15 protein-coding genes are annotated in these 13256 nt (G+C 68.3%); 8 read left to right on the top strand and 7 right to left on the bottom strand.

The annotated features are described in order from the left end of the window. The first annotated feature begins 66 nt into the window (after nt 1-66). From AC1DNC_RS04055 to AC1DNC_RS04035, 5 genes are all read left to right on the top strand, one after another. Complete coding sequence (locus AC1DNC_RS04055; RefSeq protein WP_138767747.1) at nt 67-324, top strand: metal-sensitive transcriptional regulator; 258 nt, start codon at nt 67-69, stop codon at nt 322-324. A 122-nt stretch (nt 325-446) separates the two neighbouring features. Continuing rightward, entirely contained in the window at nt 447-1778 is a 1332-nt protein-coding gene (locus AC1DNC_RS04050) for an acyltransferase family protein (protein ID WP_476861271.1), read from the top strand. Then, complete coding sequence (locus tag AC1DNC_RS04045) at nt 1775-2119, top strand: GNAT family N-acetyltransferase (RefSeq protein ID WP_476861270.1); 345 nt, start codon at nt 1775-1777, stop codon at nt 2117-2119. The genes AC1DNC_RS04050 and AC1DNC_RS04045 overlap by 4 nt, the downstream gene beginning before the upstream one ends. 83 nt (nt 2120-2202) lie before the next feature. Beyond that, on the top strand, nt 2203-3045 hold the full coding sequence (locus AC1DNC_RS04040) for a hypothetical protein (protein WP_476861269.1): 843 nt from the start codon (nt 2203-2205) through the stop codon (nt 3043-3045). Between the two features lie 32 nt (nt 3046-3077). Next, the gene (locus AC1DNC_RS04035; protein WP_476861268.1) at nt 3078-3884 is read left to right on the top strand and encodes an SDR family NAD(P)-dependent oxidoreductase; all 807 of its coding nucleotides are present in this window, start codon (nt 3078-3080) and stop codon (nt 3882-3884) included. Between the two features lie 14 nt (nt 3885-3898). Here AC1DNC_RS04035 and AC1DNC_RS04030 read toward each other — a convergent pair whose 3' ends face one another. The 3 genes from AC1DNC_RS04030 to AC1DNC_RS04020 all read right to left on the bottom strand — a co-directional run bounded on the left by AC1DNC_RS04030 (nt 3899) and on the right by AC1DNC_RS04020 (nt 7542). Further along, on the bottom strand, nt 3899-4966 hold the full coding sequence (locus AC1DNC_RS04030; protein WP_476861267.1) for an FUSC family protein: 1068 nt from the start codon (nt 4964-4966) through the stop codon (nt 3899-3901). A 205-nt stretch (nt 4967-5171) separates the two neighbouring features. Beyond that, a complete protein-coding gene (locus AC1DNC_RS04025) occupies nt 5172-6770 on the bottom strand; it encodes an MFS transporter (protein ID WP_476861266.1) in 1599 nt (532 codons plus the stop codon). Nucleotides 6771-7038: 268 nt separating this feature from the next. Then, nucleotides 7039-7542 (bottom strand): N-acetyltransferase family protein, encoded by a 504-nt coding sequence (locus AC1DNC_RS04020; protein WP_476861265.1) that lies wholly within the window; start codon nt 7540-7542, stop codon nt 7039-7041. Between the two features lie 124 nt (nt 7543-7666). Between AC1DNC_RS04020 and AC1DNC_RS04015 the strand changes: the two genes are divergently transcribed. Together AC1DNC_RS04015 and AC1DNC_RS04010 are read left to right on the top strand one after the other, a co-directional pair. Beyond that, nucleotides 7667-7891: a hypothetical protein gene (locus tag AC1DNC_RS04015; protein WP_476861264.1), complete on the top strand. Its 225-nt coding sequence runs from the start codon at nt 7667-7669 to the stop codon at nt 7889-7891. A gap of 72 nt (nt 7892-7963) precedes the next feature. Then, entirely contained in the window at nt 7964-8221 is a 258-nt protein-coding gene (locus AC1DNC_RS04010) for a hypothetical protein (protein WP_476861263.1), read from the top strand. A gap of 30 nt (nt 8222-8251) precedes the next feature. Here the strand turns inward: AC1DNC_RS04010 and AC1DNC_RS04005 are convergent, their stop codons facing one another. Continuing rightward, nucleotides 8252-10774 carry an ATP-dependent DNA ligase gene (locus AC1DNC_RS04005; RefSeq protein WP_476861262.1) on the bottom strand — a complete coding sequence of 841 codons (2523 nt, stop codon included), beginning with the start codon at nt 10772-10774 and terminating at the stop codon, nt 8252-8254. Between the two features lie 40 nt (nt 10775-10814). On the opposite strand from AC1DNC_RS04005, the gene ku reads away from it, so the two are divergent. After that, on the top strand, nt 10815-11873 hold the full coding sequence (gene ku, locus AC1DNC_RS04000) for a non-homologous end joining protein Ku (protein WP_476861261.1): 1059 nt from the start codon (nt 10815-10817) through the stop codon (nt 11871-11873). A 43-nt stretch (nt 11874-11916) separates the two neighbouring features. Here ku and AC1DNC_RS03995 read toward each other — a convergent pair whose 3' ends face one another. The 3 genes from AC1DNC_RS03995 to AC1DNC_RS03985 all read right to left on the bottom strand — a co-directional run bounded on the left by AC1DNC_RS03995 (nt 11917) and on the right by AC1DNC_RS03985 (nt 13214). Next, on the bottom strand, nt 11917-12204 hold the full coding sequence (locus tag AC1DNC_RS03995; protein ID WP_476861260.1) for a DUF7218 family protein: 288 nt from the start codon (nt 12202-12204) through the stop codon (nt 11917-11919). Between the two features lie 2 nt (nt 12205-12206). Next, nucleotides 12207-12734, bottom strand: coding sequence for an SRPBCC family protein (locus AC1DNC_RS03990; RefSeq protein WP_476861259.1), 528 nt, complete (start codon nt 12732-12734; stop codon nt 12207-12209). Nucleotides 12735-12935: 201 nt separating this feature from the next. Next, nucleotides 12936-13214: an HPr family phosphocarrier protein gene (locus AC1DNC_RS03985; protein ID WP_138767728.1), complete on the bottom strand. Its 279-nt coding sequence runs from the start codon at nt 13212-13214 to the stop codon at nt 12936-12938. Nucleotides 13215-13256 lie beyond the last annotated feature (42 nt).

Below are 13256 nucleotides of genomic sequence, written 5' to 3'. Positions count from 1 at the left end.
AGGGGTATGTGGAATACCAAGGGGGGTATATCATGGAATGTAATCCGTCTACTCCGGGAGGCCCCCATGGAACTCGATCCCACCGACATGAAGTCCGTCATTAACCGCCTGCGCCGCGCCCAGGGCCAGCTCGCGGCGGTCACACGCATGATCGAAGAAGGCCGGGACTGCAAGAGCGTGGTTACGCAGCTTGCCGCCGTCTCCAGCGCCCTGGACAAGGCAGGATTCTCCATCATCGCCACCGGACTGCAGCAGTGCATGCAGCAGGAGGACCCGAGCCTGGACCGGGCCGAACTGGAGAAGCTCTTCCTCTCCCTCGCCTAAGGTCATGCCGTAGCCGGAGGCCAGGATCATCTGATGGTCCTGGCCTCTTGCGTTCCCTCCGGCGCGGCCGACAATGGAGGGAAGGGCGGCCGGGTGCCCCTGCCGCGACGGTAAGGAGCGCCATGCAGCAGCCCGCAGGCGGCGAAGCACCAGCCGTACCGGAGCGGGACCTGGTCATCGACCTGGCCCGCTTCTTCTGCCTCGCGCTGGTGGTCATCGGCCACACGATGATGGTCAGCCCCGTCCTGCATCCGGACGGCACGGTGAGCTCCGACAACACGCTGGGGAACCAGCGCTGGTTTGAACCTGTGGTCTGGGTACTCCAGGTAATGCCGCTGTTCTTCGTCGCAGGCGGCGTCACCGGCCTGTACTCGTGGCGCCGACTGCGGTCCCAGGGCGGCGGTGCCTTCGAGTTCGTCCAGGGCCGGCTGCTGCGGCTGATCCGCCCCGCCGCGGTGCTGCTGGCGGTCATGTTCACCGGACTGTGGGCTGCGCGGCTCAGCGGTGTGGACCCGCAGGTCATCCAGTTGCTGGCCGCCGGCGCGGGCATGCCGCTGTGGTTCCTGGCCGCCTACCTCGCGGCGCAGCTGAACCTGCCTTGGCTGGCCGCACTCCACGCCCGCGCGCCCTGGCCGACCCTGGCCGCGCTCGTCACTCTGGTGGTGGCCGTGGACTGCCTCCGCGGCGCGCTGCCCGCTCTGGCCTTCGCCAACATGGTCTTCCTGTGGTGCGCCGTGCAGCAGCTTGGTTTCTTCGTGGCCGACGGGAAGCTGCAGGCCCTGACGCCGTCGGCGCTGCTCGGGGTCGTGGCGGCGAGCAACCTGCTGCTTGGCATCCTGGTGGCGCTCCGTCTGTATTCAGGAAACATGCTGGTCAACCTCAACCCGCCCAACCTGCCCCTGTTCCTGCTCGCGGTCTCCCAAGCCGCAGGTTTGCAGCTTCTTCGGCCGCTCCTCGCCAGGCTGGCCGCCGTCGGGCCGGTTCGCGGGGCCTTGGTCCGGACGGGTCCGCGTTCCATGACCGTCTACCTGTGGCATCTGCCTCTGCTGGCAGCGATGTCCGGGCTGCTGCTGCTCACCGATCTCCCGCAACCGTCCGGCGGAACGGCCGCGTGGTGGTGGACCCGGCCGCTTGTTCTCTTGGGTGTCGTCGCCCTCCTGCTGCCGGTGCTGGCACTGTTCGGGCGTCTGGAGGAGCGGCCGACGTCGCCGGGCCAGTCCCGCGTTCGGCCGGCGGCCGCCGTGGTGACAGCCGCCGTCGTCGTCTTCATCCCGGTGGTGGATGCTGCCCTGAACGGGCTCACTGTGGGACTGCTGGGCGGCGCCGCCGCCTGCTTCGCGCTCGCCGTGCTGCTGCTGGGCCGGGTCCCGGATCGCAGCCCGGCAAGCGCCACCGGCGGCGGATCCGGACGACCATTGCCACGCCCGCCATTACGTGCCAATCTCGAACCATGACGGAGAACTCGGCAGAAACTGAAGACACGTTCAGCCCGGACGTCTCCACCACCCGAAACGATGCCCTGCACCGCTATGAGCTGCACGTCGGCGGCAAGCTTGCGGTCCAGGTCCGTTACGTCGACCGGCCGGGCCATGTGGACTTCATCCACACCGAGACGGCCGAACAGTTCAAGGGGCAGGGCCTGGCCGGTGTGCTCGCCCATTTCGCGCTGGACGATGTGGTGGCTTCCGGGAAGCGGATCATCCCGCACTGCCCCTACATCTACCGCTACCTCCGCAAGCATGACGCCTACAACCAGTGCATCGATTGGCCGGAGCAGGCGCCCGCCGGGGCGTGACCGCTTGTGAGCGGGGCGACAATTTCGTATTGTTTAGCTTGGGTTATGCAGTTGGCTCAAGGACGTGTCATTTGGAGAACCCCGTGAACCACAAACTGCGTGTGCTTGTCCGTGTTGATGTCGATCCCGGACATGTGACCCTCGAAGTCACCGGTTGCCTGACCCAGGCCAACTACCCCGCCCTGCTGCACATCATGAGGCGCGCCAGCCGGCTGGCTTCCGGCTCGGACGTCAGCATCGATCTGCACGGCGCTTCCCACCTCGACCCGGAGATCCTTCTCTATCTCCGGCAGCTCGCCGCGAGCCAGGGCCCAGCGGCAGCCCAAGATGCCCCGGCCCAGGAGCCTGTGGCTGCCGCGCTTGGCGTTACGGCCGGTGGTACCGAAGGTTTCCGCCTGATGCTGCAGGAACCGGCCGAACTGCCCATCTGCCTGGTCCACGTCGGTTCCGACGGCGAGGTCCTGGCCGACCTCGACGGCGAGATCACCGGAGCCGTCACCGGCCAGCTCCTGGGCGAGGTCACCGACCTCGACGGAGCGGACCCCGCGACGGACGCTGCGGGCAGCGAGACCGTGGCCCGTCCCGACCTAATTGACGGCCTTGAACTCTCTGACTATTTCGAGGGGACGCTGGATCCGGCCGCCACCGTGCAGGCGCTCTCCGACGCCGCCCTCGGTCAGCTGGCCGATGCCCTATACCGCCACCTGGACACTCCCGCCCCGTCCTTTGGCGCCCACACCTGGTACGAGCTCGCTGCCGAAGAGCTCCAGCAGCGCTACCGCGCCGCGGACGAGGACGGACTAGGCGAGACCGGATTGGGCGACGCTGCGCTGGGCGGGGCTGCGCTGGACGACGCTGCGCCGGCCGGCAAGCTTCCCGACGGCCCGTCGGAGGGCGAACTCGCCGCAGGGCCGGCCCTGGCCTGAGGCCCGGAACGCGGCGACGCTAGGCTGTGGCTATGGACACACCGGCTCAAGGATCATCGGCTACGGCCCAGACGGCCCAGACGGCCCAGACTGCCCTGGTCACGGGCGCCACGGCCGGTCTCGGGGCCGAGTTCGCCCGCCAGCTCGCCCAGCAGGGATACCACCTGGTCCTGGTGGCGCGCGATGAGGCACGGCTCCTGTCGTACGCGGCGGAGCTGGAGAACAACTACGGGGGCCGGGCGGAGGTGCTCGCCGCTGACTTGGCGGACGACGGCGGCGTGGCCGCCGTCGTCGGGCGCCTAAGCGACCCGGCGCGCCCGGTGGAGGTCCTGGTCAACAATGCCGGGATCGGCCTGCTGCACTCCTTTGCGGACAATGACATCGCCGAGGAGAAACGGCACCTCAAGCTGCACGTCGAAACGGCCATGGAACTGACGCATGCCGCGTTGCAGGGCATGCTGCAGCGGCATTCGGGCAGGGTGATCAACGTGGCCAGCGTGGCGGCCTTCCTTCCCCGCGAAACCTATTCCGCCGCGAAGGCATGGCTGCTCAGTTTCAGCCGCTGGGCCAACCTCGCCTACGCCGGCCGGGGGATAAAGGTGACGGCCGTGTGCCCCGGCTTCACGCACACCGAATTCCACGACCGCATGGGCATGGACAAGACGGCGGCTCCCGCCTGGATGTGGCTGCAGGCAGAACAGGTTGTCCGTGAGGGCCTCGCCGACAACGAAAAGGGCAGGGCCGTCTCGATCCCGAGCAAGCGCTACAAGCTCCTCACGGCAGCGGCACGCGTGCTGCCCGCGCGGCTCGTCGCGGGGCCGCCGCGGCGCGCGAAGTAGGAGGGACAGCCGGGTTACGCGGCCGGCGCTGCGGCTAACGGCCGGCGGCGCCGGATCAGGACCACGACGGCGATGCCCGTGCACGCGCCGACCAAGGTCTCCACCGCCCGTTCTGCCAGCAGGAAGCGCGGATCGGCGGGGACTGCCAGCTGCGTCATCAGCAGGATGACGGGCGTGAAGGACACCATCGCGAGCCCGTAGTGCCGGGTCATGAAGAGCTCGGTGGTGAATTGCAGGACAATCACCAGCACGGCCAGGACGGCGGTCTCGTGTCCAGGGAAGAGCCGCAGCGGCGACCCGGCCCATGGAAACAGCACCGCGGCCACCACCGCCAGGCCCAGCAGGGTGCCGACGATCCGGTGCAGCCCGCGGTAGACGCTGCTGGGCAGGTCGGCCCCGGCCAGGGGCACCGCCGCGGCGGCCATCGCCCAGTGCGGGTGGGCGCTGCCGCTGAGCACCCCGATGCTGCCGGCTGCTGCCACGGCGGCGAGGTACCGCGCCGCATGGATCCAGGCGGCGCGACGGCGGACCCCGAGCAGCGGCGGCACAACGCGTGCAGCGCCGCGCTGCCAGGTCCTGCCACGGACCCAGCCGCCGAAGCCTACCGCGATCGAGAAAGCGGCCGATCCCGCGCCGATCAGCAGGGCGAGCTGCCACGGAACCGCAGTGGGAATCGAGGCGCAGGCTCCCAGCGCCAGGATTCCAAAGAACGGTCCATTGGGCTTGAGCCCGACCTTGTCCGCGAAAAGGGACCCGGCGGCGGCCAGGACCGACTCCACGGCCACGAGGGCCCACGAATGGAGCTGGTTCACCGAAAGCGCGACGCCCACCCCCAAGCCGCCGACCAGGACGAAGGCCGCCTGAAGCTGATGCGTGAGCCTGAGTTGGTGCGGTTCGGAGCGGCCATACATGCCGGTGAGGGCACCAAACACAGCGTAAATGATGAGATCCGGCCGCCCGGCCGCGAGCAGGGCCAGCGACGGGACCGCCACCCCGACCGCGACGCGCAGTGCCGAGACGCTGTCACGGTTCGCCGGCCCAAGCCGGTGCAAGACGCGGACATGGCGCAAGAGCGACTGCATGCGGACCTCCTGGGGTTCGGGGGCGGATACCTGAGAGCTGTGTCCGTCGGTGGCCGTGTCATCCGGCGCCGGCTGCCCGGCATGGGACTCGGGGCCGGGGACGCGCCAAAGGCCTGCCCCGTGTGCTTCCCCCAATGGAAAGCGCGCGGGACAGGCCTCTACGGGCGGGGCGCTGGGCTACGCGGTTCGGACCTGCGGGCCTGGACTAGGCCCGGGCGGGTACCTTACCGGCGTCGCCGTCGGATGCATCGGCCGCATCGGCTGCGGTCAGCGGCATGTCCATGTGCTCAAGGTCGATCAGCGGGTTCTCGTCCTGCGTCGCAACCAGTTCCCGGGCCTCCGCCTGGGTGTCCACGCTCGGCATGGAGCCCGGCAGCGGCATCTGGGCGGATTCCTTGAGGAAGTAGATCGCCACGGCGCCGATCGCCGAGGTGGCCATCAGGTAGTAGGCCGGCATCATGTCGTTGCCGGTGGCGTTGATCAGCGCGGCAACGATGAACGGGGTGGTACCGCCGAAGATGGCGACCGAGAAGTTGTACGCGATGCCCATGGCGCCGTAGCGGCTGGCCGTGGGGAACTGGGCCGGGAGGGCCGAGGCCAGGTTGGCCACGTAGAACGTCACCGGGAAGGCGATCAGCGCGAGGCCGGCCAGGGTGGACCAGATCTCGCCGACGCCGATCAGCAGGAACGCCGGGGTGGCCAGGACAACGGTGCTCAGGGCGCCGATCCACAGCACGGGGCGGCGGCCAATCCGGTCGGACAGCTTGCCGGTCAGCGGGATGCAGAGGCTCATGATGACCAACACGGGGATGGTCAGCAGGGTGCCGTGGAGTTCGTCGTAGCCCTTGGACTCGGTGAGGTAGGTGGGCATGTACGAGGTCAGGGCGTAGCCGGCGGTGTTGGCCGCGGCCACCAGGATCATGGCGACGATGATCGAGCGCCAGTAGGCCTTCACGATGCCCACCGGTCCCTTGGACGCGGCAGCGTCAGCAGCGGTGGCGTCCTTGGCGAGGTTCTCCTGGGCATCCAGGGTGGCCTGGAACTGGGGGGATTCCTCGATCTTGCTCCGGAAGTAGACCGCGATCAGGCCGAGGGGTCCGGCCAGCAGGAACGGAATGCGCCAGCCCCACTGCTCCATGGTGTCCTGGCCGAGGGTCAGCTGCAGCACCGACACGAGGGCTGCGCCGGCGGCGAAGCCGAGGTAGCTGCCCATGTCCAGGAAGCTAGCGAAGAAACCGCGCCGCTTGTCCGGCGCGTACTCGCTGACGAAGGTCGTGGCACCGGCGTACTCGCCGCCGGTGGAGAAGCCCTGGATGACCTTGAACAGGACCAGCAGGACAGCGGCCCAGATGCCGATCTGGGCGTAACCGGGCAGGAGGCCGACGGCGAAGGTGCTGGCCGCCATGATCATGAGGGTCGCTGCGAGGACCTTCTGCCGGCCGATCTTGTCGCCAAGCCAGCCGAACACGACGCCGCCGAGGGGGCGGGCGATGAAGGTGGCGGCAAAGGTGCCGAGCAGGAAGAGGGTCTGGACGGACTTGTCCGCCTCCGGCAGGAACACCGGTCCCATGGTAGTAATCAGGTAGCCGAATACGCCGACGTCGTACCATTCCATGGTGTTACCCACGATGGTGCCGCCAAGCGCTTTCTTAAGCATCGGCTGGTCGACGACGTTGACGTCGGACTCGCGGAGCCGACGGCGACGAAGCCGTGGTTTCTTGGCGCCCCGGGGTGCGCCTTGGTTAGTTCCGCCGGCGTTCAAAACGCCAGCTGAAGAGTCGGTCGTGCTTCGGTCTTTGGGCATTTGGGCAACTCCTGTGGAGGTCATTTGCTTGCGACTTGTAGCTGCCCCGCTCCGGGCAGGGTTTCAATTTTACGCGATTTCCATGGCGTTTCCGATTTCAGTGGCGTATGATCAGCCGATTTTGGCGCCTGGACGGCACTTCAGCGGCGGCCCCGTGGCGCGATTTACCCGCGCCGTTTCTGGGAAGTAGGCAGTTCACTTATCTTTTTGGAAACTTTTTCGCCTATGAGCCCGTCAAGGGGGCTTTTGGGCGCGGTTCGGGCCCTTTTTAGCGCGGCGTCGCCGGCCGCGCCAGGCGGATCGCGGGCAGGCATGACCACTCGGGCGGCAGCAGTCTGCGTTCGCCGTCGGGCTGGAACCCGTGCTTGGCGTAGAAGGCCCGGGCCCGGGGGTTTTCCGCCAGCACCCACAGGTAGCAGGGCGAGTCCCCGATGGCGGCCGTCAGCAACGCGCTGCCGAGACCGCTGCCGTGGGCGCTGCTCAGCGTGTAGATGGCAAACAGCTCCAGCTCGTTGGCCCGGTCCTCGTCGCGCCCCACACCCGCCTCGGCGAATCCCACGACGTGATTGTGCGCGTCCAGGGCAATGATCCGGGGCTCAGGGCTCTCCAAATGGGGCCGCCGCTGTTCCACCCTCGCCGCGATGTTGGCGCGCCGGGCTTCGAAGAAGGCCGCAGGCAGGAGGTGTCCGTAGCACTCCTCGTGGGCCTGGGTGTGCATTCGGACCAAGGCATCGGCGTCATCGGCCGTGGCTCGCCGGATCCTGTATTCCATGCCCCAGCCTAACTTCGGCGCCCACCGGGGCTCTGTTCAACACGTGGGGGAACTGCCTATGGTGGTGCCACCGACAGTGCGGCACGCCAGTGCCGACACGAGCCGAGCCGAGGGGAGCCCTTTCATGACTGACAAATCCGGTATGAGCGAAGAGCCCGGGACGCCGGAGGAACCCGGCACCGCGCCGAAACCCGAGCGGGGCGTCAAGTCCCGACTCACGGATGCTCAAAAGGAGATGCTTGCCAGCAAGTCCCGCGGCGGCGCGGGCCTGCAGAGCGTCGGCCGCAGCCACAAGCCCACCCATGCCAGCGGCAAACAGGGCCCGGCGCAGAAGAAAGTCCGCTGGTAGGAGCTAGAGACATCTCACCGGCTCAGACCTACGATTGGGGGACGCTTCATTTCATCGCAGAGAGGAAGAGCCATGGCGGATCATCACTCGAAAGAAGAGATCGAGCCTGAGGTTGCCAGTCACCTCGCGGAGTCCATGGACGAGGTCCCCGGCCCGGAAAGCAAGCGGCCGGAACCGCCCTCGCCGGCCGACGGCCATGAATGGCCAGACGGCAGCGGGAAACACCGCCATCCGAAGGACCGCGACGTTGTCCGCGGGCAGCAGGCACAGCAGGTGGCCGACGCGGCCATCCACCGGCAAAGCCGCCCCCAGATCCCGCACCACGATTAAGCACAAGTGAGGGCCCGCTACGGCGGGCCCTCACTGGTGTTCGTCGACGACGTCGGCCGGGGCCTTGTCCAGGCGCCAGCCGCGCCAGACGGGGTGGCGGAGCTTTCCGCTTCCGGTCCAGTCGCCGAAGGTGACCTCGCCGACCAGCCGCGCCGACACCCAGTGCGCGTCGGCGGCGTCTTCCGCCGGGACGTCCGCGAAGGGTGAGGTCTTCCGCGGGATGGCGTCGAGTTGCTGGCGCAGTTCCTTGAGTTCACGGGTGCTGAACCCGCTGCCGACGCGGCCCACGTAGCGGAGCTTTGAGCCCTCCGGGATGCCGAGCAACAACGAGCCGACCGAGTCGCGGCGCCCGCCGTTACCCGGCCGCCAGCCCCCCACGACCACTTCCTGGGTCTTTTCGAACTTGAGCTTGAGCCAGGACCGGCTGCGCTGGCCGACGTAGCGTCCGCCGGTGCGCTTGGCCATCACGCCCTCGAGGCCCAGTTCCTCCGCGCTTTCGAGGATGTGGCCGACGTCGGCGTCGATCACCTCGGAGAGGTCCACCGGGCAGGTGCCGTCCCCGGGGCGGTCCCCGAAGAAAGCTTCCAGACGGTTCCGCCGCTCCCTCAGGGGCCTGCGCCGAAGGTCCTCGCCGCCCTCCGTGAGCAGGTCGAAGAGGAGCAGGCGCACGGGGGTGGACGCCTGCGCCTTCGCGACGTCGGCGGCCTTGCTTAGTTTCATCCGCCCCTGCAGCAGCCCGAAGTCCGGCCGGCCCGTCGGGCCGACGGCGATGATCTCGCCGTCGGCGGCAAAATCCTGCGGCGGCCAGCAGGAGCGCTCCGTAAGCTCCGGGTAGCTGGCGGTCATGTCGTTGCCGTTGCGGCTGATCAGCCGGATCCGTTCGGCGTCGCCCAGGACCAGGGCCCGGATGCCGTCCCATTTCAATTCGAACTGCCAGTCGTTGTCCGCCAGGTCCGCCGGGGTCCCGGCGCTGGCCAGCATGGGCGAGAGCTCCGCCGGATCGGGGGCGGGCGGCGGCCCGGTGCCGTCTGCCGGGGTGCGGGCCGGGGAGTGCTCCTTTGCCGGGCCTTTGGCCGGCTGCGCAGTGTTGTCTGGCTCCGCAGCGGGCGTGTCCATGAGGTGGATGAGCCACTGATCGTTGGCCTGGCCGGTATGGATCAGCGCGAACCTCCGGGTGCCGCCCAGTCCGCCGCCCTCCTTGCCGGTAAGGGTGGCGATGACCTCCTTACCGGCTATCCACTTCTCGCACTCGTAGTGGCCGCGGTCCCAGATGCTGACGGTGCCGGCGCCGTACTGGCCCTTGGGGATTGTTCCTTCGAAGTCCGCGTAGTCCATCGGGTGGTCCTCGGTCTGGACCGCCAGATGGTTCTTGGCCTTGGTGACGGGCACTCCCTTGGGCAGCGCCCAGGACACCAGGACGCCGTCGCGCTCGAGGCGGAAGTCGTAGTGCAGCCGGCTGGCGTGGTGCTCCTGGATCACGAAGCTTTCCCGGAGCGTGCCGCCGTCGTTCCTGCTGCGGTGCTGTGCGGCCGTGAACGGCTCCGGCGTGGCGGCCGCGTCCCGCTTGGTCCGGTATTTTTCCAGCCGCGGGTCGGCATCGCCGCCGTCGTGTTCGGCGGGGTCCTGATCTTCGGCGCCGTGCGCGCCTGGCGCGCCGTGGTGCCCGCCGCCCGAGATGACCGCGAACGGGTCCTTGCCCGCCTTGACCCGCTTCATCACCTCCAGGTAGTCGAACTGGTGCAGCGAGGGTGAGCCGAGCTCCCGCCAGGTCCGCGGCGCCGCCACGGTGGGCCGGAGCCTGCCGCGCAGCGAGTAGGGCACGATGGTGGTTTTCGCGGCGCTGTTCTGGCTCCAGTCCACCAGCACCTTGCCTGTGCGGAGCGTCTTCTTCATGTCGCTGACCGCCAGATCGGGGTGGTCGGCCTCCAGCGCCCGGGCGAGTTCGTGGGCGAACTCCGAGACCTGGTCCGAGCTCTGCGTCCCGTCCAGCGCGGCGTAGAGGTGAATGCCCTTGCTGCCGCTGGTCACGGGCACGGGCTCCAGGCCGACGTCCTGCAGGATGCCGCGGGCGAGTTTGGCGACTTCCACGCATTCGGCGAGGCCGGCGCCGTCGCCCGGGTCGAGGTCCAGTACCAGCCGGTCCGGCGGCAGCGCGTTGCCGTGCGAATCCACCCGCCACTGCGGCACGTGGATCTCCAGTGCCGCGATCTGGGCCAGCCAGGTGAGCGTGGCCGGATCGTTCACCAGCGGATACTGGATGGTGCGCTCCTTGTGCGTGATGGAGGCGCGCGGCACCCAGCCCGGCGTGGAGTGGTCCAGGTTCTTTTGGAAGAACATCTCGCCCGGCTCGTCGGCGGTCCCCACGCCGTGGACCCAGCGCTTCCGGGTGGCCGGTCGGTTCGCGGCGGCCGGGATCAGCACGGGCGCCACCGCGGCGTAGTAGGCGAGTACGTCGGCTTTGGTGGTTCCGGTCTCCGGGTACATCACCTTGTCCAGGTTGGTCAGCACCAACTCCCGGCCGTCGACGCGGACGCGTTCCTTGCTGTCAGCCAAAACACTTCACCTCCTTGCGGCTCTGGTGTTCACTTGAGCCATGAGAGCCATCTGGAAAGGCGCGATAGCGTTCGGGCTGGTCAACGTGCCGGTCAAGGTCTACAGCGCGACCGAGGACCACGACATCAGCCTGCATCAGGTCCACAACGCCGACGGCGGCCGGATCCGCTACCAGCGCCGGTGTGAGGTCTGCAGCAAGATCATCGACTATGAGGACATCGACAAGGCCTACGAGGACGAAGGCCGCACGGTGATCCTCAGCCGCGAGGAGCTCAAGTCGATCCCCGCGGAAAACAGCCACGAGATCGAGGTGGTGCAGTTCGTCCCGGCCGAGCAGCTCGACCCGATGATGTTCGAGAAGAGCTATTACCTGGAACCGGACGCCAAGTCGCCCAAGGCTTACGTGCTGCTTCGCCGGGCCCTGGAGGACACCGACCGGGTGGCAATCGTCCAGTTCGCGCTGCGGGAAAAGACCCGACTGGGTGCGCTGCGCATCCGCGGCGACGTGCTGGTGCTGCAGGGGCTGCTGTGGGCCGACGAGGTGCGCGAGGCGGCCTTCCCTGCCCTCGAGACCAGCGTCCGGATCTCCGCCCAGGAACGGGAGATGTCCGCGGCCTTGGTGGACTCGATGGCTGCCGACTTCGAACCCGAGCAGTTCACGGATGACTACCAGCTGCAGTTGCGGCAGCTGATCGACGCAAAGATCGAGCAGGGCGAGTCGCTGGACACCGAGGAGACCTTTGGCGCTCCCGCGGCGGAAGCCGGCACCGGCGAGGTGATCGACCTGATGGACGCGCTGAAGCGCAGTATTGAGCGCAAGCGCGGGGCCGCTTCGGGTTCCGCCGCGGACGACGGCGGGGCCGCAGGTGGCGGGGCGGGCGGCAGCAAGGCCAAGGCTGCACCGGCTAAAACCACCCGGTCCAAGGCGGCCCCGAAGGCTGCCGCCGGCGGAACCGGCAGGGCGTCCAAGACGGCCGCCGAGAAATCCGCTGCGGCCAAGCCGGCGGCGTCGAAAACCGCCGCATCCAAGCCCGCCGCCTCGAAGACCTCCGCGTCGAAGACAGCTGCCGCGAAGGGAGCGGCGCGGAAGGGCGCCTGAGTCCGCGCCCGCGGAGCCAGCCCGCGTCCGCGGCGTCATCGGCCTAGGAATTCCGCAGAGCGGAGATCAGTTCGCTCTTTTTCTTCGCGGAGTAGCCCTTGAGGCCGATTTCCTTGGCCTTCTCGCGCAGTTGCGGGACTGTCCAGTCCTCGTAGTCGCCGGACCTGCCGCCCTTGCGGCCTACCGAGGACCGGCCGCGCTTGGCGGCGGCGTTGGAAATGCGGGCAGCCTTCTGCTTCGAGGCCCCGTCCTCCAGCAGCGCCTCATAGAGTTCCGGGTCCTTGATGCTCGGGCTTTCGGAACCCTGCGGTGCTCCCTTTTTCGTGGGCATGGCTACCGCGGCCCCCCGCCGGCCGGATCGGCCGGGTCGACGTCGGCAGGGTCCGCCGGGTCGGCGTCGTCGACCTCGCCGCGGTCCACGGAGGAGCGCCACTCCCCGGTTTCAATGCCCCGGGACTCGATGAACTCCTTGAAGCGGCCCAGGTCGGCGCTGACCTGGCGGCTGTCGGCGCCGAGCGCGGCGCCGGTCTTCTCCGCCACGCCCTCGGGCTCCCACTCGAGCTCGACGTTGACGCGGGTGCGCTCGGCGCCGAGGGATTCGAAGGTGACGGTGCCCGCGTTGCGTGGTTTGTCCGCGCTGACCCAGGCAATCCTGCGGTCCGGGGTTTGCTCCGTGATCTGGGCCAGGTACTCGCGCCGCACGCCGGCAACGTCGGTGCGGAACTGGAGCGAGGTCTCATCGACCTGTTCCACCGCCTCGACCCCCTTCATGAATTCCGGGAAGGTCTCGAACTGGGTCCACTGGTTGTAGGCCGTCGACACGGGGACGTCGACTTCGATGCTCTCCTGCACGCTTGCCACGGGTGGTCTCCTTTGGGCCGGGAACTATTCCTGGGGGCTGCCTGGGGCGGCGGCCACGATGTCCAAACTATCGACGCCCGCCGGGGAAGACAAGCATTTACTAAGTCCCCTTATGAAGTGGTCCGGAGCGGGTCCGGCCGGATACGACGGCGGCCCGACACCACCCCGTAGGGTGCTGCCGGGCCGCCGCCCAACCTGGTGCTATTCGGCGTCGTGGTCCGTCTCAAGGATCTGGACGAGGCGGTCCAGGGCGGCGTCGGCGCCGTCGCCCTCGGCCCGCAACACCACAACCTCACCGTGCGATGCGCCCAGGCTCATCAGGGACAGGATGCTGGCCGCGTCCATGGCCTCGTCCTCGGGTTCGCCGAGCCGGGCGATGGTGATTTCGAGATCGAACTCGCCTGCAGCCTCGGCAAAGATGGCGGCCGGGCGGGCATGCAGCCCGACGCGGCTGGCAATGGTGGCGTTACGTTCGGTCATATTTGCTCCTTGAATTCAGCTTTGGGTTATCAGCTTGGGAAG

Source organism: Arthrobacter sp. 01N442 (genome assembly GCF_056399345.1).
Note: the sequence above shows the minus strand (reverse complement) of the source record. Positions and strands in the feature narration are given on the sequence as shown.